Consider the following 23,183-nt stretch of genomic DNA (forward strand, 5'->3'; position numbering starts at 1 on the left):
AGAAGGATCGGTTCATGACGCCGTCGAGAGCGTCGCTCTCAGCACTTTTGCTCGCCTGCATCGCGCTCTCGGCTTGCGGCGGGGCGCCGCAGCGCGAGAGCTTCGATCTCGGCGGTCCGGGCGGGGCGGCGCGGACGCTCGCGCGGCCCTTGCGCGGCACGCTCGCGGTCGCTGAGCCGCAGGCGGTGCAGCCCATCGACTCCGACCGCATCGTCGTGCGCACCGGGCCCAATGAGGTGGCCAATCTTGCCGAGGCGCAATGGGTGGATCGGCTGCCGCGGCTCGTGCAGGCGCGGCTCATCGCGGGCTTCGACATCGGCCGGGCGACCGGCTCCGTCGTGCGCGCGGGAATGGTCGCCGATCGCGTTCTCGCGACAGAGATCCGCCGGTTCGAGATCGATGTGACGAGCGCCGAGGCGGTCGTCGAGATTTCCGCCAAAATGCTGGATTCGCGCGGGGCGCCGATCGGCCATGGCCGCGTCTTCTCGAGCCGCGCGCCGGCGCTGCATTCCACTGGCGCGGCGGCGACGCAGGCGCTGGACGAGGCGTTGACCGCGACTGTCGGCCAGATCGTGCGTTGGACAGCGGCGCAAGTGTGATTTTGTCCCGTCCGACATCGCGCCGTCGTAGGCTCGAGGAAAGACTAGCGCGCCCGCTCCGCCGATGATAACTGATCGCGCGATAGGACGAGCGTCGGGCCGAAGCTTCGGGCGAAGGACTTCGGCGGCCCGCCGATTTTTGCGCCAGCGGCAGGCGCGCCGACACGTCAACGGAAGAGACAGAGAATCATGGTGAAGACCAGCCTCTACGACCAAGCGAACCGCTATGGCGCCGAGCCCGGCGGCGGCGCTCCGACCAAGGCGAAGATCACTTTCGTCGATTCGCATGGTCAGGCCCGCACGGTCGAGGGCGAAACTGGCTCCACCGTCATGGAGACGGCGCGCCGCAACGATATCCCCGAGATTCCGGCCGAATGCGGCGGCGCCTGCGCCTGCGCCACCTGCCATGTCTATGTGGACGAGGCCTGGGTCGAGAAAGCCGGCAAGCCCTCGCAGATGGAAGAGGACATGCTGGACTTCGCCTTCGACGTGAAGCCCAATTCGCGCCTCAGCTGCCAGATCACCGTGCGGCCGGAGCTCGACGGGCTCGTGGTGACGACGCCCTCGCAGCAGGGCTGAGCGTCTCGCTTCTTTCGGACCACCCGAACGCCGCGGAGACGCGGCGTTTTTTTTTGCGGCGGCGGGCCGGTTCTGCGCGGCCTCGCCCAGCCGATCGGAGACCGGCGGCGCTCGGCGCCCGAAGACATTTGCATGACGGCGCGGATGCTATAGACCAGAGCGGTGAAGGATCGGGCTTCGGCCGGGGCTTGCCCTCGGCAGGGCCCGTTTCGAAGGCGGCGGCCATGGACGATCGAGACGAGCGGCGCCTCGGGGGATAGCCCCACGCGCCCCGGCGCATTTTCGGTCCGATGAAGCTGCCTCGCCCCTCGCAAATTTCGTTTTGGACGCGGCGAAGGACAAGAAAATGAGTGAGACAATCGAAACCGACGCGCTGATCGTCGGGGCCGGCCCGGCCGGTCTGTTCGCGGTTTTCGAATTGGGACTGCTGGATATTCGGGCCCATGTCATCGATATTCTGCCGCGCGCCGGCGGACAATGCTCCGAGCTCTATCCGGAAAAGCCGATCTACGACATTCCCGGCCATCCGCTCGTCACCGGCCAGGGCCTCACCGACAATCTGCTCGAGCAGATCAAGCCCTTCAACCCGACCTTCCATTTCAACGAGATGGTCGAGACGCTCACGCCCACCGGCACGCCCGAGTCTCCCTCCTTCGAGGTGACGACCGACGCCGGCACGAAATTCAAGACCAAGGTCGTTTTCGTCGCGGCGGGCGGCGGCTCTTTCCAGCCCAAGAAGCCGCCGATCGCCGGCATCGACGCGTACGAGAACAAATCCGTCTTCTATGCGGTGCGCCGCATGGAGGATTTCCGCGACCGTGACGTCGTCATCGTCGGCGGCGGCGATAGCGCGCTCGATTGGACGCTCAATCTGCAGCCCATCGCCAAGAGCCTGACGCTCGTCCATCGCCGCGACCAGTTCCGCGCCGCGCCGCATTCGGTCAATGCGCTGCAGGAGCACATCGCCGCCAAGCGGGTCGACTTCCGCCTCGGCCAGGTCACGGCGATCGAGGGCGCGGACGGCGAACTCTCCTCGGTGACGATCCGCGGCAACGACAATGCCGATACGATCGTCTCGGCGCATCGCCTCATGCCCTTCTTCGGTCTGACGATGAAGCTCGGCCCGGTGGCGGATTGGGGTCTCAATCTGCATGAGAATCTCGTTCCTGTGGACACGGAGAAATTCGAGACCAATCACCCCGGCATTTTCGCCATCGGCGACATCAACACCTATCCGGGCAAGCTGAAGCTCATTCTGTGCGGCTTTCACGAGGCGTCGCTGGCCGCGCAAAAGGCGCATCGCTACGTCTATCCGGACAAGAAGCTGCTGTTCCAATACACGACGTCGTCGACCAATCTGCAGAAGAAGCTCGGCGTCTGATCGCCGAGCCTCGTCCTGTCTCTCGCGGAGGAGGGGCCCGTGTCGTCGCAAGCCTGGAATTTGGTCGACGCCTATATTGCGGATCGCCTGATCGGCGAGGATGCGGAGCTCGACTCCGCGCTCGCCGCCAACGCCGCCGCCGGCCTGCCGGCGATCGACGTCTCGCCCCCGCAAGGCAAGCTGCTGCATCTGCTCGCGCGCTCGATCGGCGCGCGGCGGATTCTCGAGGTGGGCGCGCTCGGCGGCTACAGCACCATATGGCTGGCGCGCGCTCTGCCGGAGGGCGGCCGGCTCGTGACGCTCGAGCTCGAGCAGAAACACGCCGATGTCGCCGCCGCCAATCTCGCCCGCGCCGGGTTGGCCGAGCGTGTCGACATTCGCGTCGGCCCGGCGCTCGACACGCTGCCCAAGCTCGCGGCGGAAGCGGCGGGGCCCTTCGACCTCGCCTTCATCGACGCCGACAAGCTCAATAACGCCAATTACTTCGCCTGGGCGCTGAAGCTTTCCCGGCCGGGGAGCCTCATCATTGTCGACAATGTCGTGCGGGATGGGGCGATCGTCGATCCCGCCAAGGCCGACGATCCGGGCGCGATCGGCGCCCGCGCGCTGTTCGACGCTCTGGCCGCGGAGCCGCGTGTGACGGCCACCGCCATTCAGACGGTCGGCTCCAAGGGCTGGGATGGTTTCGCGGTCGCATTCGTGAACGGTTGACGCGCGCGCTTACTCGGCTCGAGCCATGCGCGAGGGCGCGCCCTCGATTTCATGTCGCGGAGGCGCGTTTCGCCGGAGCCTTCCATCGCGCGATAGGCGGACCGCAGAGGTCGACGCGAAGACTATTGCTGAGAGGCCGAGAGAGCGGCCCCAGCGCGCCGAGGATCGCGATCGCGCGGGCCATGAAAGGCCAACGAATTCCGCGCGTCGCCGCGCCACTCGAAGCGTGCGCGAGCTACGGGCAGATGGCGCGACCGTTTCACATCTTGGGAGATGACAGGGGAGGGCGAGCGTCGCGACGCCTCAGGGGCCACGCATGCTCTCGTTCTGTGCTTCGATAGGCCGAGGGCGGCCGTTCGGCCGCCCTGCGGATAATTGTGACCTCGCTTCGCTCTCAGGCGTCGGCGAGCATCCGGTCGCGCGCGGCGACGCCCTTGTCGACGGGCTCGCCGGCGACGTCGAAGAAGGAGGCGTCGATCTGCCGGCCGCGCTCGTCATAGCTCCAGGCGATGCGGGCGACGCCGAGTCCCTTGCGGAGCGTCGGCTTGCCGTCGGCGTTGAAATAGGCCTCCTCGACCTTGTTGCCGCGCTCGTCATAGTGACGGGCGACGCGCGCCGCGCCGATGCTCTTGCGCTTCACCGGGCGGCCGTCGGCGCCGAAATAGGTCTCGAGCACCTCGATCCGTCGGCGCGCCGGCGTCTTGGATTGGTCCTGGCTGGGCGCAGCCGCGGTTCGCGCGGCGCGCCGGCCTTCTCGGGGAGAAACATCATAAGCCATTGTCTCGTCTCGGCCTCTGAGCGAAGTCCCGGATCGATTCTGGGTCGCGCTGCGCGCGCCTGCGGGATCGAGCACGGATTCGCGTTTGTCTTCTGGGAAAATGCGTCTTTCGCCCCCGAAAGCGGGAGCATAGAGACGCGCCAGTAGCGCAGCCTTCGGCTGCAGTCAGACGGCGAGGGACGGGGGAGCGCGCGCTCCGACGGGAAGCTGCGCGAGACGCTTGTGGCCGCCGGATTCGCGCAGCGGCAGGAGACGACCCGCCACAGGCGAGCGCGGCGCGTCGAGCTCCACGAAGCGGCCGATGACGCCGCCGTCGAGCCCCGTGCAATGTTGGACGCAGCAGGCGTCCATCCTTTGGGCGGGGGCGCTCGGCCCTTGGGAGTTCTCGTCGACCGCGGTCGTCTTGGCGGTGAGACAGATCGCGCTGCCGAGGACGTTCTGTCCGGCGCGTGCGCCGACGACGAGACCTGCGGTCAGTCCCTGCAGCACGAGCAGATAGGCGACGAGCAGCGTCGCCGCCGTCTGTCCATACTGCCAGGATTTGTCGTTCTGCTGGGTCACGATCGCTGCAAGATAGGCGGCCCGGCCGCCATGGTCAATGGAGCCTTGCCGCCCGATTCCCGGAGTTTACTGAAAATGCGAGGTTTTCTGCCGGAAAAAAAGGCCGCGGCGCGCAGCGCCTGCAATGACGGCGGTCGGCAAATCTCGAATTGCGGAGGCGGCGCGACTGTTCTATTCCTAGCTATAGGAATGAGGTCCGCCAAATGGCTGAAATCCTGACGCATGCGCAGATCTGGGCGGCGCTCGACGCGCTCGGCGAGCGCTACAGCTTGACCGCATCCGGCCTCGCCCGTAAGGCCGGGCTGGACCCGACCACATTCAACCGCTCCAAGCGGCAGACCGCCGACGGGCGTCTGCGCTGGCCCTCGACCGAATCGATCGCCAAGGTTCTGCAGGCGACGGGGGCGAGCCTCGACGAGTTCATGACCCTGGTCTCCGCCAAGGGGCTGCGGCCGCCGCGCAGCGCGCGGCCGCTCATCGGCCTCGCCCAGGCCGGGGTGGGCGGCTTCTTCGACGACGCCGGTTTCGCCACCGGCACGGGCTGGGACGAGATCGACGTCTTCGCCGACGCCGACGAGCACTCTTATGCGCTCGAGATTTCCGGCGACTCCATGGCCCCGCTCTATCGCGACGGCGACATCGTCATCGTCTCGCCGGCCGCTCCGGTGCGTCGCGGCGACCGTGTGGTGGTGAAGACGACGGCCGGAGAGGTTCTCGCCAAAGAGTTGAAGCGACAGACGACACGCACGATCGAGCTGAAGTCCTTCAACCCCGCTTATCCGGACCGCGTCCTGCCTCGGGAGGAGGTGAGCTGGATCGCCCGCATCCTCTGGGCGAGCCAGTGAGGGGGCGGCGTCGCGTCTGCCCGATCGCCATGGCGGCGGCGTCATGTTCCGTCGACGTCGAGACGCTAGATTGCGTCCAGACGAATAGTTTCCGGCGCCTCTAGTCGGCGCGTTTTCACGAAGAGGAGCGCGAATGTCTCTCGCCAAACGCAACGCCGTCGTCACCGGCTCCACCAGCGGCATCGGCCTCGCCGTCGCCCGCGCCCTCGCCAAGGAGGGGGCCAATGTCGTCCTCAACGGTTTCGGCGACGCCGCCGAGATCGAGAAGGAGCGTGCCGCGATAGAGAAAGAGTTCGGCGTCGCCGCCATCTACGACGGCGCCGACATGACCAAGCCGGAAGAGATCGCCGCTCTCATCCACAATGCCGAGGAAAAGCTCGGCTCGGTCGATATTCTCGTCAATAACGCCGGCATACAATATGTCTCGCCGATCGAGGATTTCCCCATCGAGAAGTGGAATCAGATCATCGCCATCGATCTCTCCTCGGCTTTCCACACGATCCGCGCCGCGACGCCCGGCATGAAGAAGCGTCGCTGGGGCCGCATCGTCAACACGGCGTCGGCGCATTCGCTGGTCGCCTCGCCCTTCAAGGCGGCCTATGTCGCCGCCAAGCACGGCATCGCCGGGCTCAACAAGGTGGTGGCTCTGGAGCTCGCCACTTTCGGCGTCACCGCCAATTGCATCTCGCCCGGCTATGTCTGGACGCCGCTGGTCGAAAAGCAGATCCCCGACACGATGAAGGCCCGCAACCTCACCCGCGAGCAGGTCATCAACGACGTGCTGCTGCAGGCGCAGCCGACCAAGGAGTTCGTGACCGTCGATCAGATCGCGGCGCTGGTCGTGTTCCTGTGCTCGGACGCGGCGGCGCAGATCACCGGCTCCAACATCTCCATAGACGGCGGCTGGACGGCGGGATGACAGCCAAGAAGAAAGTCACTCTGGCCTTGCAGGGCGGGGGCGCGCATGGCGCCTTCACCTGGGGCGTGCTCGACGCGTTTCTCGAGGACGGGCGGCTCGACGTCATCGGCGTCAGCGGCGCCAGCGCCGGCGCGATGAACGCCGTCGTCTACGCCGACGGATTGCGCGAGGGCGGGCCGGAGCGCGCCCGCGCCCAGCTCCAGCAGTTCTGGCGCACCATCAGCGTCGATGGCGAGCTCAGCAAGGCGCAGCGCGATCTCTGCGACATGGTGTTCGGCTTCTGGGATCCGCTGAAGCTGCGCAAGGCGTTCACGCAGAATGCGGCCAATTATCTCTCGCCCTATGACTTCAACCCGCTCGACATAAATCCGCTGCGCGATCTCATCGACGGCCTCATCGATTTCGAGGCGCTGCGCGCCACCGACGATCTGAAGCTGTTCATCTCGGCGACCAATGTGCGCACCGGCAAGGTCCGCATTTTCCGCCGGCCGGAGCTGACGATCGACATGCTGATGGCCTCGGCCTGCCTGCCCACTGTGTTCCAGGCGGTGGAGGTGGAGGGCGAGGCCTATTGGGACGGCGGCTACATGGGCAATCCCGCGCTGTTTCCGCTCTACACCGAGACCGATTGCTGCGACATCGTGCTGGTGCAGATCAATCCGGTCGAGCGCGACGAGATTCCGCGCAGCTCGCAGGACATAATGGATCGGCTGAACGAGATCACCTTCAACGCTTCGCTCTTGCACGAGTTCCGCGCCATCGACTTCGTCGCGCGCCTCATCGACGCCGGGCGTCTGAAGGGCACGCATTATAAGAAGGTGCTGCTGCATCTCGTCGAGGGCGGGGCGGCGATGAAGCGCTTCGGCGCCGACACCAAGCTCGATGCGGATTATGATTTCCTGCGGTCTCTGTTCGACATCGGCCGCAATGCCGGCAAGGAGTTTCTCGACGAGCATTATGACGCGATCGGCGTCGCCGGAACGCTGCAATTGAAGGAGCAGCTGGTCTGAGGGCGAGGCTCGCAGCCGCATTTTCCCATGCGAATCGGCTCTGTTCCGCATTGGCGGGCGGGGGCGGGCGTCGCCGCCTCGGCAAAGATCGGCCACATTTCTCTATATCTCTGATCGCGCGCGGCATGGATCGCCGTGTGGAATTTCACGCCGACCGGGGTGTTTCGCGAATATTCGTGGAGGCCGCGATCGGCGAAAATCGCGAAAGATGGCGTCGGGCGTCGCGGGGTTTGGACCGACGCAATCGACGCAATCGGAGGACTGGAAGATGAACGCGCCCGCCGACAAGAAGCTCATCGCCGAGTTCGAGGAGTTCAAGGAGCTGTTGCGTCATGCCGGCCCGCAGCAGGAGGGCGACGAGTCTCACGCTCGGCTGGATCATGCCGTCGACCCGCAATTGGCCGCCGACCCGCAATGGGCCGCCGAGCCGCCGCGCGCCGAGCCCGAGGCCGTGCGGGCGCCGAGCGAGGTCGATCGGCGGCTGCGCGCGCGGCGCAAGCCCGGGGCGGACGAATCGAGCGTCGAGCGCGGCGAGGTTCGCCGGCGCGGGCGCGGATGGCTGATCGCGGCCGCCGTGGTCATTCTCGCGGTCGGCGCCGGCGCTGTGGCGACTGTCTTCCTGCCCGGCGATGGGGAGGAGGAGGAGCCTGTCGTCTCGGCGACGCAGCGCGAGACCATCGATCCCGCCGAGCCTGCTTCGAACGCCGCCGCCGCGGAAAACGCCGAGGCTTCCGGACGCGACGAGATGGCGGCCGACTCCGCGCCTGCCGCCGAAGCCGATTCTGGCGCCGCCGATGCGCCCGCCGCGGCTGCGAACGAGCCCGCAGCGATCCCGGCCCAGACGCCGACCGCTCTGCCGGAAGGCGCGTTGAGCCCGCCGGCCGCCAACGCCGTTCCGCTCACGGCGCCGACGGCCGCGCCCATTCGCATTATTCCGACGCCGAAAGCGGCGCCCGCAGAGCCTGTCGCCGCGCCGGCTCCGGTGGAGCCCGTTCCCCCGGCGCCCGAGCCGGTCGTCGCCGCTCCTCCGCCGGCCGCTAAGGCGCCGACCGCCGCCGCCAAGCCGGCGTCCGCCAAGCCGATTGCCGCCAAGCCGCATGCTGCGCCGCCGGCCAAGCCTGTGGCGCAGCAGCAGGCCAAGCCGGCCAAGCCGAAGCCGGCGGCTCCCGCTCCGGCCGCCGCCGCGGCTCCGCCCGCGCCCGCGCCGCTCGCGGAAGCGCCGGCCGCAGCTCCCCCGCCCCCCGCGCCGAGCGAGCAGCCCGGCTTCGTGCAGCGGGCTGTCGATTCGGTCACCGGCGCGGTCGGCGATCTCGGCCGCATGGCGACCGGCGTCATTCCCTGAGATAAAAGGACACTTCCCTGAGATAAAAGGGACACGGGCCGCGTGGCTTCAGGCCACGCGGCGATCGGCGCGCCGGCGGCGCAGCAGCTTCGAGGCCTCGCCGATGGTCATCGCCTTGCCGAAATAAAACCCCTGGCCGATCTCGCAGCCATTCTCGGCGAGGCGGCGTAGCACCTCCACGGTCTCGACGCCTTCGGCGACCGTCGTCACGCCGAGATGCTTCAACAGGCTCAGTATCGCGTCGACGATCCGTCCGCTCTCCTCGTCATGCTGCATGGCGAGCACGAAGGAGCGGTCGATCTTCACCTTGTCGAAATGGAAGGCGCGCAGATGATAGAGGCTCGAATAGCCCGTGCCGAAATCATCGAGCGAGATGCGTATGCCCTCGGCCTGCAGCGCGGCGAGCGTCGCGCGGGCGGTGTCGACATCGTCGACGAGCGCGCTCTCGGTGATCTCGACATCGAGTCGCGAGGGCGGGAATTTCTCCTCCTCGAGCGTCGCCAGCAGGCGTGAGGCGAGCAGCGGATCCTTCAGCTGCACCGGCGAGACATTGACCGATAGGCGCACCTGGTCGCCCCATTGCAGCGCCTCGCGGCAGGCGCGCCGCACCACCGACCAGGTGAGATCGGCAATGACGCCGATCTGCTCGGCGAGCGGAATGAAGACGTCGGGGGGAATGGCGCCGAGCTTTTCGTGCGTCCAGCGCGACAGCACCTCGAAGCCATAGACGCGATTGTCGCGCAGATCGACGAGCGGCTGATAGAAGGGACGTATGTCGCCGGCCGCGACGGCTTTCTTCAACGCCGATTCGAGCTCGGCGCGCCGGCGCAACTCCTCGTCCATGCTCTGCTCGAAGAAGCGGAACAGGCCGCGGCCGTCGCGCTTGGCGTGATACATGGCGATATCCGCCGCGCGCAGCAGCGTGCTGACGTCGAGACCGTCCTCCGGGCAGAGCGAGACGCCGACGCTGGCGCTGAGCTCGACGCGTCGGTCGCCGATCTCGATCGGTTCGGCGATGGCGGCGAGCGCCCGGCCGGCGACTCTCGTCGCCTGATCCACATGGGTCGCCGGAGCCATCTCGATCAAAATCGCGAATTCATCGCCGCCGAGACGCGCGACGACATCGCTCTTGCGCGAAGCCTGACGCAGGCGCCGCGCCACTTCGCAGAGCACGGCGTCGCCGACTCTATGCCCCTCGAGATCGTTGATGGGCTTGAAACGGTCGAGATCGACGAAGAGCAGCGCGCAGGCCGTGGCGCCGTCCTCGACGCGCTCGATCGCCGCGTGCAGATCGGCGACGAGCATGCGCCGATTGGGCAGGCCGGTGAGCGAATCCTGCCGCGCGAGAATCTGCGCGCGCTCCTGGGCCGCGCGCGTCGCTTCATGCGCGCGCTCCAGCGCCTGCGCATTGGCGCGGAACACGTCGAAGGATTTCGCCATGGCGCCGATCTCGTCGTTGCGCCCGATCCCCGGGACTTCGACAAAGCGGTTTCCGGCCGCGAGATCGGCGAGCGATGCGGTGATCGCCGCGAGCGGCCGCGTGATTTGCTGCTTCACGCGAAACAGCAGCCAGATGGCGAGCGCGATGGCGAGCGCCGAGGCGAGCAAATTGGTCTTCAGCGCGCCTTCAGTGACGCGCGCGGCCGTATCCGCCTCTGCGTGGGCCGACCATTTGAGCTCGTCTATGGCGGCGTCGGCAGCTTCGTCCGTGGCTCTGTAGAGATCGTGCAGAGCGCTCACCCCTTGCGCCTCTCGGATCGCGGCGAGGTCCGGCTCCTGCGTCATCCAGAGATCATGGGCGGCGAGATAGGCGGCCAGCGCCGCGCGAAATCTGGCGAGGTCGGGACGGTGCTCGGCTTGGAAGAGCGCGAAATAGTCGCGTTGCAGCTCTCCGATGATGAGCCGATCGTCGGCGGCGCGCTGTTCCGCCGCGATCCGCTCTTCTTCGCTCTTCGCCAGCGCGCGATAGGTCTCGGCGATTCTGAACTCGGAGATTCGGTCGGACAATTCTCCGAGAATTCGCGTTCCCTCGATCCATTTCGCAGCGAGCGCGTCGGTCTTCGCGTCGACGGCGCGCAGGCTCTGCGCGGAAAGAACCGCGAGGCCGAGCACGATCGCCAGAAAAGCGGCGATAAACAGCGCCAATTGCGCTTGTAGCGAGAAGCGAAAGCTCGTCATTGAGCGCGCTCGGGGCGGTGATCCTGTCTCATCGTCTAAGATAATTGTAATTTGAACGGCGACTGTCCAGTTGCGCCGGGCGCTATCGCAGGCGCTGAAATGTCGCGGCGGCGCCGTCAGGGCGCGTCGTCGTCCTCCTTCGGCGAGAGCGCCGCCGCGCGATAGGCGCGCCGCGCTTTCGCCTGAGTGAGATAGAATCTCTCGCCTTCGCGATAGGCCGCGTTTCCGCTCACCACCTCGAATTCGCAGAAGGCGCGGGCCTCCGCCGGCGCCGCCAGCAGCCGCACGCAGCGCGGCAGCAGCGCGAAGCCCGCGCCATCGTCCTTCTCGAATATCGTCAGCGGTTCCATCGCCGTTTCGCTTCCTAGAGCTTTCGTCACCGCGATGGATATGGCGCGCTCCTGCGGGCCGATCCAATTGTCATTTGCGATTCGATGATGCATTTCTCGCATCATGGAGCTGCAGTGGATCGACGATTTCCTGGCGCTCTGCCAGACGCGCAATTTCACCCGCGCGGCGCAGGCGCGCGGCACGACGCAATCCGCCTACAGCCGCCGCATGCAGCGGCTGGAGGAATGGCTCGGCGCGCCGCTGTTCGACCGCGAGCGCCGCCCGGTGACGCTGACGCCGGCCGGCGAGGAGTTCCTGTCGCGCGCCCATCGTCTACGCGACGAGATTTTCGACGCGCGCCGCGCCGTGCTCTCGGTGTCGAGCCATTTGGAGAAGGCGCTGCGCATCTATGCGACCAACACGCTGGCCGCGACCTTTCTGTCGCCATGGTTGATAGAGCGTGAATTGCGCAATTACTCCGTCGTCGTCGCCTCCGTCTCCGGCTGCATAGAGGCGGTCAAGCGCGGCCATGCCGATCTCGCTATGATTCCCGATTTCGGCGACGCCGAAAATCTCGCTGGGCTCGAGCTCGAGGCGATCGGCGAGGATCGTCTGATCCTCGCGCAGCGTCGCGGCGCCGCGCGTCTCGCCGCGCTCGACGGGGAGGATCTGGTCGGACGGCTCATGGTCTATGCGCCGGGCACGCATTATGGCGCGCGCATCGCGGCGATGCTCGTGGCGCATGGCGTCCGCATGCGCGGGCGGCCGGTCTGCGAGAGCGCTTCGGCCGAGGCGTTGCTGGCGCAGGTCGAGGCCGGGCTCGGCGCCGCCTGGATTCCGGCCATACTCATGCGCGGCGACACGGTCGCGCGCTGCGCGGTTCCCGATTATTTCGACATTCCGTACAAAATTCTGCTGGCGCGCGCGTCGAGCGACAAGGGCGCGTGAGCGCCGCTATTTCTTGTCGAGATAGTCGTACACGACCTCGCCCAGCGCCAGCGTGAGATCGGCGACGAAATGCGTCGCCGAGACAATCTCGCGCACCGGCAGGCGGGCGACGTCGCAGGCGACATGGGGATGCAGCGCGAGCGCCGCCGGCGAGGCCCAGGCGCCTTTCACGACGATATCCGTCATATGGTAGCGCACGAGCTCCAGCACGCGCGGCGAGCCGTCGACATGGGGGATGATCTTCAACAGAAAATTCGGCTGCCGAAGCGCCTCGGCGACGGGCGCCGTCTCCAATATGCGATGCTTATAGCCGACCGAAGCCTCGACGCAGAGCGCCGGGCCGTAACGCAGCGTGCAGAGAATGACGTCGCCGTCATGCTCGATCTTGGGTGAGGCGAGCTTCTTCGGAAAACCCCAGAGCTCGCGGCCGCCGGCGATCGGCGCGTCATCGTCGAGATACATGGCGTGGACGTAAGCGCCCTTCTGGCCATTGAAGCGCACAGGGATCACCTGGCCGCTCTCTGTATAGTCGCCGAAGCCGGTCGAATCCGGCATGCGGATGAATTCATATTTGACGATCGGCTCGTCCACTTCGAGCGGCTCGGGCACCACGGCCTCGAGCGCCTCGCGATCGGTGCGATAGGTGATGACGAGGAATTCGCGATTGTAGAAACGATAGGGCCCGCGCGGATAGGCGGGATTGGTGAGCGGCATCGCATAGGCCGTATCGAGCACTTCGTCGATCTTCATCTTCGCGGCTCCCTATCGATCATGTCCAAAACAACGAAGCGGATAGATAGCGCGGTTTCGTGACGATCCGACGCTCCAACCTGCTCTCGAGGACGCGCCCCGAGAGCCCGCGATGAGCCGAGCTCAACGTCCGAAGCCGCCAGCGCCCCCGCCGAATCCGCCGCCGCCATATCCGCCGCCAAAACCGCCGCCGCCGCCCCTGCCGGGAAAATTCCCGGCCTCGGGGGCGGCGGGTGATTGCGATCCCGCGCTCGGCGCCTGGGCTCTCGCGAGCTCCTCCTGGAAGACGCGGCAGCTCTTCTTCTTGTCGTAGCGGGCGAAGAAGGGGCTGGGAAAGGCCAGGAACTCCGCGCGCGTGACGCGGCCCTTTCCGGCCATGTCGAAATAATCGAAGCTCGCCGCCTGAAACACCGGGCTCATGCGCGGGATGATCTCGAAATCCTGCGCGTCGATGAAGCCGCGCTTGCGCTTGTCGGCGAGGCGGAACATGCGCTCGAGATATTGCTTCCATTGCTCGCAGGTATAGACGCCGCCGGCGCCGCCCCATTCGCTCGCCGTCGCCAGCACGGCGTCCGGGCCGCCGCCGCCGGCCGGCCCGCGGGGCGCGTCGCTGGGAAAGCCGCGCTGCCGATGCTGCTGCGCGAGCGCCGCGCTCGAAAAAATCGCCACTAGTCCGACCGCCAGCCGGAGCGCCGCACGTCCCATGGGTGACCTCCTGGGCCCTTCCGCCGCCGGGCGGGGATCACCCGCGCGGACCGAGCCGAGACAATTCGCGATTATCGCAAATTCCGACGCTTTCGGCGACGTCTTGACATGTGACTTAATGGTCACCTATTCTCCATCATGATCGAAATGGACGATGTGTTCCGCGCTCTCGCCGATCCGACGAGGCGCAGCCTGCTCGACGAATTGTTCCGCGAGGACGGCCAGACGCTCGGCGAGCTCGAGGGCCGGCTGCCGATGACGCGATTCGGCGTGATGAAGCATCTCAAAGTGCTCGAGGAGGCGGGCCTCGTCGTCGCCAAGAAGCGTGGCCGCGAGAAGCTGCATTTCCTCAACGTCGTTCCGATCCGGCTCATCCACGACCGCTGGGTGAGCAAATTCGCCGAGCCCTGGGCCGCAGCGCTCAGCGATCTCAAACATGAACTGGAGGACCGCAGCATGGAGAAGGTTTTCGAAATCTACATCAAGACCACGCCCGAGCTTCTGTGGCGGGCGATCACCGATCCGCAAATGCGCGCCAAATACACATTCGGCGCCGTCGTCGCCTCGGATTGGACGCCGGGCTCCTCCTATAAGAGCCTCGGCAATGGAGCGCCCATATTCGAGGGCGAGAATCTCGAGGTCGATCCGCCGCGCCGCCTGGTCCAGACCCTCCGGGCGCTGTGGAGCGAGGAGATCAAGGAGGAGGGGACGTCGCGGATCACCTGGGAGATAGAGCCGATCGGCGACTCCTGCCGGCTGACCGTCACTCACGATCGATTGCGGCAAGGCGCCAACGCCCAGCTCTATGGCGGTTGGCCTATGGTGCTCTCCGGCCTCAAGACGCTGCTCGAGACCGGCGAATTGCTGACGACGCCGGGGTCGCTGCGTTGGCAGGGGACGCAGGGGAGCGAGCGCCGGCCGGGCTGACGACGCCGAAAGCGGCCGGAGCCCTCGTGGCTTCGGCCCATTCCCGCGGAAGACGCGCCGCGCGCGGCGCGCTATAGACGCCTTCCCCCGCCGGGATGGAGCCGCCGCGCCATGACGAAAATCCTTTCGCGCTTCCCGCTTTTTCTTCTCTCGGCTCTCGCCGGCGCCTGGCCGGCGCAAGCGCAGGAGCGCTCCGTCGTCCCATTGACCGTGATCCATGGCGCGGATGGCGGCGGCCGCGCCTATGTCACCATGCGCTTCGGCAATGTGATGGGGCCGATGCGGCTCGACACCGCCGCCTCGACGAGCCGCATCAAGCTCGCGCCCTGGAACGAGGCCTTTCCGGCGCAGGGCGCCAGCGTCTCGACGGGCGCCTCGGGCGCCGCCACGAGCTGCGAGGATGTCGAGGCGACGAATGTCGAGCTGAAAGCCGCGCAGGGCAATAATATCGGCCGGGCGAAATATCGCGTCACCCGCTGCGCGACCTCGGACGGCGACGATCTGCTCGGGCTGGATTTCTTCAAAGGCGCGCGCTTCTCGCTCGATCTCGCGGGCGGCGAGATGGTCTTCTTCCCTCAGAGCGAGGGGGACGATGGCTTTCGCCCCTTCCGCCGGCTGTGGGCGGATCAGAAGCTCGTCGGCCTCGATGTGCGCCTGGGCAAGACGGGGGCGGTGGGCCTCTTCGACACGGGCGCAGAAATCTCCGCGGTGGACCGCCGCTTCCTGGAGCGGCACAAGGGGCTGTTCACGCCCGTCAAGAAGAAGGTGAAGGTGAGCGAGGCCTCCGGCAAGCAATTCGCGTCGAAGGTCTATAAAGCCAAGGAGATCGATCTCGGCGAGGGGCGCATATTGAAGGATGTCGTCGTCGTTTCTTACGATTTCGGCCCTTTGCGGGAGGCGCTCGGCGGCGAGGCGCCGATCATCCTCGGCTTCGATATTTTGAGCCGCTTCCGCTGGGATCTGGATTTCGGGGCCGAGGGGCCGCGGTGGAAGGCTTCGGCCAAATAGCCGCCCTTTGCGCCGCCCGCCGCTTTTCGCTAATAGTCTGAGGGAGCCGTCAGAGGAAAGAAATGTCCCAAATTCCCGACTTCAGCAAAATCGCCTTCGCTCCCGTCGCCGCGACCCCGGCGCAAGCCGCCGAGCCGCGCCGCTGGCTGACGCCCGAGGGGATAGAAGTCAAGAATTCCTACGGCCCGCAGGATGTGGAAGGCCTCTCCTTCATCGACGGTTTTCCGGGCGTCGCACCCTATGTGCGCGGGCCCTATCCGACCATGTATGTCGCCCAGCCCTGGACGATCCGCCAATATGCCGGCTTCTCCACGGCCGAGGACAGCAACGCCTTCTACCGCCGCAATCTCGCTGCCGGGCAGAAGGGCCTCTCCATCGCCTTCGATCTCGCCACCCATCGCGGCTATGATTCCGATCATCCGCGCGTCGCCGGCGATGTCGGCATGGCGGGCGTCGCCATCGACTCGATCTATGACATGCGAACGCTCTTCGACGGCATTCCGCTCGATCAGATGAGCGTCTCCATGACGATGAACGGCGCCGTTCTGCCGGTGCTCGCGCTGTTCATCGTGGCGGGCGAGGAGCAGGGCGTCTCGCCGGCGCAGCTGACCGGCACGATCCAGAACGATATCTTAAAAGAATTCATGGTGCGCAACACCTATATCTACCCGCCGTTTCCGTCGATGCGCATCGTCTCGGACATATTCGCCTACACCAGCAAGAATATGCCGAAGTTCAACTCCATCTCGATCTCCGGCTATCATATGCAGGAGGCCGGCGCCTCCGCCGATCTCGAATTGGGCTATACGCTCGCCGATGGCGTCGAATATGTGCGCGCCGGCGTCGCCGCGGGCCTCGATATCGACGCTTTCGCGCCGCGGCTCTCCTTCTTCTTCGCCATCGGCATGAATTTCTTCATGGAGGTGGCCAAGCTCCGCGCCGCGCGCCTGCTGTGGGCGCGGCTGATGAAGGATCTCGGCGCCAAATCCGAGAAGAGCATGACTCTGCGCACCCATTGCCAGACGTCCGGCTGGTCGCTCACCGCGCAGGACGTCTACGTCAACGCCATCCGCACCAGCGTCGAGGCGATGGCGGCGACGCAAGGCCATACGCAATCGCTGCACACCAATGCGCTGGACGAGGCGCTGGCGCTGCCGACCGACTTCTCCGCCCGCATCGCCCGCAACACGCAGATCGTGTTGCAGGAGGAGAGCGGCACCACGCGCATCATCGATCCTTGGGGCGGCTCTTTCTATGTGGAGAAGCTCACCGCCGAGCTGGCCGAAGCGGCGTGGAAGCATATTCAGGAGATCGAGAGCCTCGGCGGCATGGCCAAGGCGATCGCCGCGGGCCTGCCCAAGCAGCGCATCGAGGAAGTCGCCGCCAAGACGCAGGCGCGCATCGACACGGGGCAGCAGGTCGTCGTCGGCGTGAATAAGTTCCGCCCGGACAGCGATGTCGCGCCGGATGTGTTGAAGGTCGACAATTCCGCCGTGCGCGCCGCGCAGATCGCTAAGCTCGAGCGCCTGCGCGCCGAGCGCGACGAGGCGAAGACGCAAGCCGCGCTCGACGCGCTGACGGACGGGGCGAAGGGAGACGGCAATCTTCTCGCGCTCGCCATCGAGGCTGCGCGCGCAAAGGCGAGCGTCGGCGAAATCTCCTATGCGCTGGAGAAAGTGTTCGACCGTCACAAGCCGAAGGCCAATGTCATTTCCGGCGTCTATGCGCGCGAGGCGGGCGCGAATTGCGACAAGGTCGCGCGCGTGCGCGGTATGACGGCGGCCTTCGCCGAGAACGACAAGCGCAAGCCGAAGATTCTCGTCGCCAAGCTCGGCCAGGACGGCCATGACCGCGGCCAGAAGGTCATTGCCTCCGCCTTCGCGGATTTGGGCTTCGAGGTCGTCATCGGCGATCTCTTCGCGACGCCGGAGGAGGTCGCCAAGCGCGCCTCTGAAGAGAATGTGCATATCGTCGGCGTGAACACGATGACCGCGGGCCATCTCGCTCTGACGCCGGAATTGCGCGACGCGTTGAAGGCCGAGGGGCGCGAAGAGGTGATGATGGTCGTCGGCGGCGTCATTCCCGAGCAGGATTTCCAGGCGCTCTATGACGCCGGAGCGGCGGCGATCTTCCCGCCCGGCACCAATATCCCCGAGGCGGCGGAGAAAGTGCTGCAAGAGCTGAATGTGCGGCTCGGCTATGCGCAGCGGGAGACTGCGCGGCAATAAGGGGAGGCGCGTCTCCCTCTCCCCGCGAGCGGTGAGAGGGAAGGCGGCATAGGCGGCGCGACTTCAATCATCGGAAATCGTCAGGCCGAGCTCGCCTCGGTCGTCGTCGCTGCCGCGCCCGGATCGCCGGGCTCGGTCTCCCAAGCGACGCCGGGAATGGCGACGATGCGCCAGCCGCGCTGGTCGAGCCGGCAGACGATCGCCTGCTGTTCCTCCATATAGGCGAGCAGCCGCCGCGCCCGTCCGGGCGAGCGCGTGCCATAGGCGCTGGCGACATCGGCGTCGGAAGGGCAGGGGCGATGGTCGAAGGCCGCGCGCGCCAGCGATAGAAAAACGCCCTGCATATCCTCGGGCAGAGCGCCCGCCATTGCGAGCACCTCGGCCCAGGGCGAATCCGCGGACTCGGCTTCCGCGAGCTCTATGCCGGCATGGGCCACGGCGAGGCGGCGGCGGAAGGCGGGCAGACTCAAGGGCTCGCCGCCGATGCGACGAATCCGGCAGCGCACCAGAAAATCCTGATAGAGCACCGCGATGGTGCGGAAATTGGCGTCGCTGTCGCTCAAAATCTCGCGCAGCGCCGAATCGATCGCGGCCTGGCGCTGCTCGGGCGAGATGCTCGGCGGCGGCTCGGCGGCGGGCGGCGCCGGCGGCGCGCTGCGGGCGAGACGCGCCAGCACATCGGCGGTCGGCGCGGGCGGCGGCGGCCGGCGCGGCGCCTCGAAGCGCGCTTCATTCGCGCCGGGCGTGAAAATGAGATGCGCGTCGTCGGCGCCGGCCTCCGGCAGCGGCAGCAGCCTGGGGCTGACATTGCGCGCGGAGGTCTCCACCGGGCCGATGCGCACGGGCAGCGGCCGGCGCGCCATGGCCGGGCCGAGGGCGACGAAATTGCCGCTCTGCAAATCGCGGAACATTTCCGCCTGCCGCCGCTCCATGCCGAGCAGATCGGCGGCGCGCGCCATGTCTATGTCGAGAAAGGTGCGGCCCATGAGAAAATTGGACGCCTCCGCCGCGACATTCTTGGCGAGCTTGGCGAGCCGCTGCGTGGCGATGACGCCGGCGAGACCTCGCTTGCGGCCGCGGCACATCAGATTGGTCATGGCGCCGAGCGAGGCCTTGCGCGCCTCGTCCGACACTTCGCCGGCGACGGCGGGCGCGAAGAGCTGCGCCTCGTCCACCACGACGAGCAGCGGATACCATTGGTCGCGCTCGGCGTCGAAGAGCCCGCCGAGGAAAGCGGCGGCGGCGTGCATCTGCTGCTCGGCGTCCAGCCCTTCGAGATCGAGCACCACGGAGACGCGGTGCTGGCGCGCGCGCGCGGCGATGCGTGTGAGATCGGCGATGCCGCAGCGCGCATCCACCACCACATGGCCATAGCGCTCGGCGAGCGTGACGAAATCGCCCTCCGGATCGATGATCGCCTGCTGCACCCAGGGCGCGCTCTGCTCCAGCAGGCGGCGCAGCAGATGCGATTTTCCGGAGCCGGAATTGCCCTGCACCAAAAGGCGGGTCGCCAGCAGCTCCTCGAGATCGAGAGTGGCGACGCCGCCGTCCGCGCGGGCGCCGAGGTCGATGGAAACCTTGGCGGGCGCCGTCATCGCGGCGCCCCTCCGGCCGTGAGGGAGGGAAAGATCATGACGCGGAGTCATATCGATTCGCGCCGCGCGTTCAACTGCGTCGCGCCGCCTGTGGACAACAGCGGCCGCCCGGCGCCTGCATTTTGGCCTGTCGCGCGAGGCGGCCGCGGCATATACCGAGAATATATGACCGCGCTGTCGAAGAGGAGCTGCGATGCGCTGGCGTCATGCGGGATTTGCGGCCCTTTGCCTCTGTCTTACGACGGCGTCGGCGCGTGGCGAGGACGCCGATTCGCGCGTCGCCGTCGCGATGACCGCGCCGGAGAAGGCCTTCGTCCTCGGCCAGATGCGCCTCTTCGTGAAGAGCATAGAGCAGATCGTCTCGGCGCTCGCTTCGGGCGATCGAGCGACGGCCGCGCAGGCGGCGGCCGCCCGCGGCGGCGCGCGGTTTCAGGCGGAAAACGCCATGCCGCCGACGCTCGGCGCCAAATTTCCGGAGACATGGCGCAGCTTCGGCCAGCCGATGCGCAAGGGCTTCGACGAATTGGCGAAGGGCCTCGCGGACGGCGAGGGCGAGAGCCGCTCGCTCGCGCGCCTCGGCGAGCTCATGCGCAATTGCGTCGCCTGCCACGAGTCCTATCGCATCGTCGACGCGCGCGATTGAGCGCGCCGCGCGTCAACGCTCGCGCATCTTGGCGAAGGCGGTTTTTCCGGCTTCGCCCATGTCCTTGGTCAGACCGACGAACATGCTCTCGATCATCGTCGTGACCGCGCGCGGCGCCGTATCCGGCTCGCCGGCCGAAAAGGGCGGCTCCGGCGCATATTGCGCCAGCAATTGCACGCTTTCCGCATAAGTGCGGTCGCGAAGCTGCGCGACGAGCGCGAGAGCGAAGTCGAGCCCTGCGGTCACGCCTTCCGCCGTGATCCGATTGCGATCATGCACCACGCGTCCCGCGGTCGGCGTCGCGCCGAAGATCGGCAGCAGCGGCTTCGTCACCCAATGCGAGGTCGCGCGATAGCCGTCGAGCAGCCCCGCCGAGCCGAGCAGCAGCGAGCCCGTGCAAACGGAAGTGACATGGCTCGCCTTGCGTCCCGCCTCGCGCAGAAAAACCAGAGTCGCCTCGTCGCGCATGGCGTCGAGCGTGCCGGTCGAGCCGCCGGGCACGCAGAGAATGTCGATCGCTGTCGCATCCTCGAAGCGCGCCGAGGGCGTGAAGACGAGTCCCGTGTCGCTGCGCACGGGCTCTTTCGTCTTGGCGACGATCTCGATCTTCGCGCCCATCAGATTGGCGAGCATATATTGCGGCCCGACCATGTCGAGCGCAGTGAAGCCCGGATAAATGAGAAAGGCGATTTTCTCCTTGCCCATCCAATGCGCGGGCATGGAGGACATATCATGCGAGGGCATCGCGGCGGCCTGCGCCGCGCCCGCGGATGCGGCCGGCAGACCGCTCGCGAGCAGCGTTGCGAAAGCCGCGATTCCTTCACCGAAGCGGCGTCGATCCATACGACGGTCCATGTCGCTCATCGTGGCTCCTACATGCGCGCGGAGACAGTGACGAAGAAGGTTCGTCCTTCGGCCTGCGCGACATTTCCCGAGAGATAGGGATAGGCCGTGAGATAGCGCCGATCGCCGAGATTCTTGGCGTTGAGCGCGAAGGTGAAATTCTCGTGCTTATAGGCGAGCGCCGCGTCGAAGACGACATAGCCGCTCGTCGTCCAGGGCTGGCCGAGCTCGATCACCTGTCCCGATGAGGCGTAGAGGCCCGCGCCTAGCGACCATCCCGCGAGCGCGCCGGTGAAAGCGTAATTGCCCCACAGGCGCCCCGAATCCGCCGGCGCGAGATTGAGCGGCACATTCTGCAGCTTCGGATTCGCATTGCGCGAAATTTTCGCGTCGATATGGGCGTAGCTCGCGAGAACAGAAAATTCCGCGGTCGGCTGCCAGACGAGATCGGCCTCGAAGCCGGAGGAATGCCACTCGCCAGCCTGCGTCTGCGTGAGGGCGCCGGGCGTGGTTGTCGGCACATTGGTGCGCTTCAGATCGAAATAGGCGAGCGTGCCGGAGAGGCCATAGAGTCCGTCGAGCTTGACGCCCGCCTCGAACTGCTCGGAGCCTTCCGGCTTTGGCGCCGCGCCGTTGGGGCCGCTGAAGAAGGTGACGGCGCGCAGGCCCTGCGAATAGCTGCCGTAAACCGACAGCCAATCGAGCAAATCATAGGTCACGCCGGCGCGCGGCAGCACTTTGGTCTCGCTCGTCGTGAAAGTCCGCGGCGGCGTGTAGGCGCCTTCGTAATTGTCGATGTCGACCATGGCGACGCGCAAGGCCCCGAGGAAGTGCAGACGATCGAAGATCGTCGACTGCAATTGCGCCGTCGCGCCGGCGTTCTGATATTGATTGTTGCTCTGGTTGAAGACGCTATAGCCGGACTGGCCGGGCAGCGGATAGGCGTAGAGCGGAAACACCGGGACACGGAAATCCGTCGGCCGCGGAAAGCCGAATAATCCGTAGATGCTCGAATCCGGGCCTGTGGCGTAGGCCGCCGCGAGCTGCCCGCGCTCCCATACGCGATTGAAATCGCCGCCGACGAGCAGTCGGTTTTGCGTCGGCCCGGCGTCGAATTTGGCGACGATATTGGAAGTGATCGCGAATTCCTCGATCTGCTGCCCGAGTATCGTGTTCAGCATGACGAATTGGCTCGGCCCGCCATAGGCGCCGAAGAAGGGATCGACCGAATAATTCGGCCGATTGCCGCCGAAGGGAATCTGCGATGGCTCGTACATTCGCGAAGAGGTCCAACGCGCGCTGGTGAAGGTCGAGAAAGTCTCGTCGAAGCGATGTCTGAATTGGACCGTGACGCCGGAGGACTCCGTCGTCGCATCGGGGATGCTCGCATTCGAGAGAAAGCTCGTCGGCCGCAGCGAATAGAAGGAGCGGTCGATCGTCCCCGTCGTCGGAAGGCCGGGATAATCGGGCTGATCGCGCCGCGAAATATGGCCTTGAATGGTGAGCGAGGTGTCTTCGCTCGGGACAAATTTCAGCGTCGGGTCGATCGAATAGCTGCGGCGATGCACGACGTCTATGTTGGAATGCGTCGATTCATATTGCGCCGTCACGCGGAACAGCACGCTCTTGTCGGCGGTGAGCGGCTGATTGACGTCTATATAGGGGCTGACGAATCGATAGCCGCCGGCGCGCACGCCGGCTTCCGCGAAACGCTCCGTCGTCGGCATTCGCGACACGATATTGACGACGCCGCCGATGGGGCTCGCGCCGCCCTGGAACAATATGCTCGCCGGGCCTTTCAGCACCTCTATACGCTCGACATTGGCGAGCAGGTCGCGCACGCCGAGATCATAATAGTTCGGCAATCCGTCGACATAACGCTCGGCGCGCATGCCGCGCAGGCTCGGGCCTATGCCGCCCGGGAACAGCGGATCGACCGCATGCAGGCCGGAGACGTTGCGGAACGCCTCGCTCTGCGAAATGGCTTGGCTGTCGTCGATGAGCTTGCGCGGAATCACCTGTATCGAGAGAGGCAATTCGCGGATCGGCGTCGCGAGCCGCGTCGCCGTCGCGGTCTGCGCCTGATAGCCGCGCACCGGGCCAGCCGTCGTCTCGACGGTCGCGGGCCCCTGCCGCTCCGTCTCGGCGCCGCGCCGCAGGCGGTTCGCGTCGATGTCGATCGGCGGCAGCGCTTCCTGGGCGAGCGCCCCGCCGCCGAGAAAGACTATGGCCAGCGCATTCGCGCCGACGCTTCGCAGAAGATCGCGATCGAGCATTTGGCCTCCTTTAGCGCTCAATTCGTC

General features: G+C 66.4%; 22 protein-coding genes. 13 read left to right on the forward strand and 9 right to left on the reverse strand.

All coding sequences use genetic code 11. The features are described 5' to 3' along the window. The first annotated feature begins 14 nt into the window (after positions 1-14). From IY145_RS15315 to IY145_RS15330, 4 genes are all read left to right on the forward strand, one after another. Positions 15-599, forward strand: a complete 585-nt coding sequence (locus IY145_RS15315; RefSeq protein ID WP_196409001.1) for an ABC-type transport auxiliary lipoprotein family protein — start codon at positions 15-17, stop codon at positions 597-599. 189 nt (positions 600-788) lie between these two features. Then, positions 789-1,178, forward strand: coding sequence for a 2Fe-2S iron-sulfur cluster-binding protein (locus IY145_RS15320; protein WP_024879018.1), 390 nt, complete (start codon positions 789-791; stop codon positions 1,176-1,178). 346 nt (positions 1,179-1,524) lie between these two features. Then, a complete protein-coding gene (locus tag IY145_RS15325; RefSeq protein WP_196409002.1) occupies positions 1,525-2,559 on the forward strand; it encodes an NAD(P)/FAD-dependent oxidoreductase in 1,035 nt (344 codons plus the stop codon). Positions 2,560-2,598: 39 nt separating this feature from the next. Continuing rightward, entirely contained in the window at positions 2,599-3,270 is a 672-nt protein-coding gene (locus tag IY145_RS15330; protein WP_196409003.1) for an O-methyltransferase, read from the forward strand. Positions 3,271-3,664: 394 nt separating this feature from the next. On the opposite strand, the gene IY145_RS15335 is transcribed toward IY145_RS15330, so the two are convergent. Together IY145_RS15335 and IY145_RS15340 are read right to left on the reverse strand one after the other, a co-directional pair. Further along, entirely contained in the window at positions 3,665-4,048 is a 384-nt protein-coding gene (locus IY145_RS15335; RefSeq protein WP_196409004.1) for a hypothetical protein, read from the reverse strand. A 165-nt stretch (positions 4,049-4,213) separates the two neighbouring features. Beyond that, complete coding sequence (locus IY145_RS15340; protein ID WP_196409005.1) at positions 4,214-4,609, reverse strand: hypothetical protein; 396 nt, start codon at positions 4,607-4,609, stop codon at positions 4,214-4,216. A 203-nt stretch (positions 4,610-4,812) separates the two neighbouring features. Between IY145_RS15340 and IY145_RS15345 the strand changes: the two genes are divergently transcribed. From IY145_RS15345 to IY145_RS15360, 4 genes are all read left to right on the forward strand, one after another. After that, entirely contained in the window at positions 4,813-5,454 is a 642-nt protein-coding gene (locus tag IY145_RS15345; protein WP_196409006.1) for a helix-turn-helix transcriptional regulator, read from the forward strand. Positions 5,455-5,587: 133 nt separating this feature from the next. Further along, positions 5,588-6,373 carry a 3-hydroxybutyrate dehydrogenase gene (locus IY145_RS15350; protein ID WP_196409007.1) on the forward strand — a complete coding sequence of 262 codons (786 nt, stop codon included), beginning with the start codon at positions 5,588-5,590 and terminating at the stop codon, positions 6,371-6,373. Continuing rightward, positions 6,370-7,383 carry a patatin-like phospholipase family protein gene (locus IY145_RS15355; protein ID WP_196409008.1) on the forward strand — a complete coding sequence of 338 codons (1,014 nt, stop codon included), beginning with the start codon at positions 6,370-6,372 and terminating at the stop codon, positions 7,381-7,383. Before IY145_RS15350 ends, IY145_RS15355 begins: the two co-directional genes overlap by 4 nt. A 268-nt stretch (positions 7,384-7,651) precedes the next feature. Further along, entirely contained in the window at positions 7,652-8,725 is a 1,074-nt protein-coding gene (locus IY145_RS15360) for a hypothetical protein (RefSeq protein WP_196409009.1), read from the forward strand. A gap of 48 nt (positions 8,726-8,773) precedes the next feature. Here IY145_RS15360 and IY145_RS15365 read toward each other — a convergent pair whose 3' ends face one another. Continuing rightward, a complete protein-coding gene (locus IY145_RS15365) occupies positions 8,774-10,903 on the reverse strand; it encodes a bifunctional diguanylate cyclase/phosphodiesterase (RefSeq protein ID WP_196409010.1) in 2,130 nt (709 codons plus the stop codon). Between the two features lie 116 nt (positions 10,904-11,019). After that, positions 11,020-11,253, reverse strand: a complete 234-nt coding sequence (locus IY145_RS15370) for a hypothetical protein (protein WP_196409011.1) — start codon at positions 11,251-11,253, stop codon at positions 11,020-11,022. A 103-nt stretch (positions 11,254-11,356) separates the two neighbouring features. Here IY145_RS15370 and IY145_RS15375 point away from each other — a divergent pair, with 103 nt between their 5' ends. After that, on the forward strand, positions 11,357-12,181 hold the full coding sequence (locus IY145_RS15375; RefSeq protein WP_196409012.1) for a LysR family transcriptional regulator: 825 nt from the start codon (positions 11,357-11,359) through the stop codon (positions 12,179-12,181). A 6-nt stretch (positions 12,182-12,187) separates the two neighbouring features. On the opposite strand, the gene IY145_RS15380 is transcribed toward IY145_RS15375, so the two are convergent. Together IY145_RS15380 and IY145_RS15385 are read right to left on the reverse strand one after the other, a co-directional pair. Further along, positions 12,188-12,931, reverse strand: a complete 744-nt coding sequence (locus IY145_RS15380) for an acetoacetate decarboxylase (RefSeq protein ID WP_196409013.1) — start codon at positions 12,929-12,931, stop codon at positions 12,188-12,190. A gap of 123 nt (positions 12,932-13,054) precedes the next feature. Then, positions 13,055-13,636, reverse strand: coding sequence for an EF-hand domain-containing protein (locus IY145_RS15385; RefSeq protein WP_196409014.1), 582 nt, complete (start codon positions 13,634-13,636; stop codon positions 13,055-13,057). A 138-nt stretch (positions 13,637-13,774) separates the two neighbouring features. Between IY145_RS15385 and IY145_RS26320 the strand changes: the two genes are divergently transcribed. The 3 genes from IY145_RS26320 (at position 13,775) to scpA (ending at position 17,799) form a co-directional block, all read left to right on the forward strand. After that, complete coding sequence (locus tag IY145_RS26320; RefSeq protein ID WP_312030598.1) at positions 13,775-14,563, forward strand: SRPBCC domain-containing protein; 789 nt, start codon at positions 13,775-13,777, stop codon at positions 14,561-14,563. 111 nt (positions 14,564-14,674) lie between these two features. Continuing rightward, positions 14,675-15,571: an aspartyl protease family protein gene (locus IY145_RS15395; protein ID WP_196409015.1), complete on the forward strand. Its 897-nt coding sequence runs from the start codon at positions 14,675-14,677 to the stop codon at positions 15,569-15,571. A gap of 62 nt (positions 15,572-15,633) precedes the next feature. Further along, positions 15,634-17,799: a methylmalonyl-CoA mutase gene (scpA, locus tag IY145_RS15400; RefSeq protein ID WP_196409016.1), complete on the forward strand. Its 2,166-nt coding sequence runs from the start codon at positions 15,634-15,636 to the stop codon at positions 17,797-17,799. 80 nt (positions 17,800-17,879) lie between these two features. On the opposite strand, the gene IY145_RS15405 is transcribed toward scpA, so the two are convergent. Continuing rightward, a complete protein-coding gene (locus IY145_RS15405) occupies positions 17,880-19,394 on the reverse strand; it encodes an ATP-binding protein (RefSeq protein WP_196409017.1) in 1,515 nt (504 codons plus the stop codon). A gap of 193 nt (positions 19,395-19,587) precedes the next feature. Here IY145_RS15405 and IY145_RS15410 point away from each other — a divergent pair, with 193 nt between their 5' ends. Then, positions 19,588-20,037, forward strand: coding sequence for a hypothetical protein (locus IY145_RS15410; protein ID WP_196409018.1), 450 nt, complete (start codon positions 19,588-19,590; stop codon positions 20,035-20,037). Positions 20,038-20,049: 12 nt separating this feature from the next. Here the strand turns inward: IY145_RS15410 and IY145_RS15415 are convergent, their stop codons facing one another. After that, complete coding sequence (locus tag IY145_RS15415) at positions 20,050-20,901, reverse strand: DJ-1/PfpI family protein (protein WP_409455308.1); 852 nt, start codon at positions 20,899-20,901, stop codon at positions 20,050-20,052. Between the two features lie 8 nt (positions 20,902-20,909). After that, the gene (locus tag IY145_RS15420) at positions 20,910-23,156 is read right to left on the reverse strand and encodes a TonB-dependent siderophore receptor (protein WP_196409019.1); all 2,247 of its coding nucleotides are present in this window, start codon (positions 23,154-23,156) and stop codon (positions 20,910-20,912) included. Positions 23,157-23,183: the final 27 nt, after the last annotated feature.

Origin of the sequence: Methylosinus sp. H3A (assembly GCF_015709455.1) — a bacterium.
Lineage (GTDB): Bacteria > Pseudomonadota > Alphaproteobacteria > Rhizobiales > Beijerinckiaceae > Methylosinus.

Coding starts and splice junctions, on each gene's coding strand:
- IY145_RS15315 (WP_196409001.1), top strand. CDS start 15: ATGACGCCGTCGAGAGCGTCGCTCTCAGCACTTTTGCTCGCCTGCATC.
- IY145_RS15320 (WP_024879018.1), top strand. CDS start 789: ATGGTGAAGACCAGCCTCTACGACCAAGCGAACCGCTATGGCGCCGAG.
- IY145_RS15325 (WP_196409002.1), top strand. CDS start 1,525: ATGAGTGAGACAATCGAAACCGACGCGCTGATCGTCGGGGCCGGCCCG.
- IY145_RS15335 (WP_196409004.1), bottom strand. CDS start 4,048: ATGGCTTATGATGTTTCTCCCCGAGAAGGCCGGCGCGCCGCGCGAACC.
- IY145_RS15345 (WP_196409006.1), top strand. CDS start 4,813: ATGGCTGAAATCCTGACGCATGCGCAGATCTGGGCGGCGCTCGACGCG.
- IY145_RS15350 (WP_196409007.1), top strand. CDS start 5,588: ATGTCTCTCGCCAAACGCAACGCCGTCGTCACCGGCTCCACCAGCGGC.
- IY145_RS15355 (WP_196409008.1), top strand. CDS start 6,370: ATGACAGCCAAGAAGAAAGTCACTCTGGCCTTGCAGGGCGGGGGCGCG.
- IY145_RS15360 (WP_196409009.1), top strand. CDS start 7,652: ATGAACGCGCCCGCCGACAAGAAGCTCATCGCCGAGTTCGAGGAGTTC.
- IY145_RS15365 (WP_196409010.1), bottom strand. CDS start 10,903: ATGACGAGCTTTCGCTTCTCGCTACAAGCGCAATTGGCGCTGTTTATC.
- IY145_RS15370 (WP_196409011.1), bottom strand. CDS start 11,253: ATGGAACCGCTGACGATATTCGAGAAGGACGATGGCGCGGGCTTCGCG.
- IY145_RS15375 (WP_196409012.1), top strand. CDS start 11,357: ATGGAGCTGCAGTGGATCGACGATTTCCTGGCGCTCTGCCAGACGCGC.
- IY145_RS15380 (WP_196409013.1), bottom strand. CDS start 12,931: ATGAAGATCGACGAAGTGCTCGATACGGCCTATGCGATGCCGCTCACC.
- IY145_RS15385 (WP_196409014.1), bottom strand. CDS start 13,636: ATGGGACGTGCGGCGCTCCGGCTGGCGGTCGGACTAGTGGCGATTTTT.
- IY145_RS26320 (WP_312030598.1), top strand. CDS start 13,775: ATGATCGAAATGGACGATGTGTTCCGCGCTCTCGCCGATCCGACGAGG.
- IY145_RS15395 (WP_196409015.1), top strand. CDS start 14,675: ATGACGAAAATCCTTTCGCGCTTCCCGCTTTTTCTTCTCTCGGCTCTC.
- scpA (WP_196409016.1), top strand. CDS start 15,634: ATGTCCCAAATTCCCGACTTCAGCAAAATCGCCTTCGCTCCCGTCGCC.
- IY145_RS15405 (WP_196409017.1), bottom strand. CDS start 19,394: ATGACGGCGCCCGCCAAGGTTTCCATCGACCTCGGCGCCCGCGCGGAC.
- IY145_RS15410 (WP_196409018.1), top strand. CDS start 19,588: ATGCGCTGGCGTCATGCGGGATTTGCGGCCCTTTGCCTCTGTCTTACG.
- IY145_RS15415 (WP_409455308.1), bottom strand. CDS start 20,901: ATGAGCGACATGGACCGTCGTATGGATCGACGCCGCTTCGGTGAAGGA.
- IY145_RS15420 (WP_196409019.1), bottom strand. CDS start 23,156: ATGCTCGATCGCGATCTTCTGCGAAGCGTCGGCGCGAATGCGCTGGCC.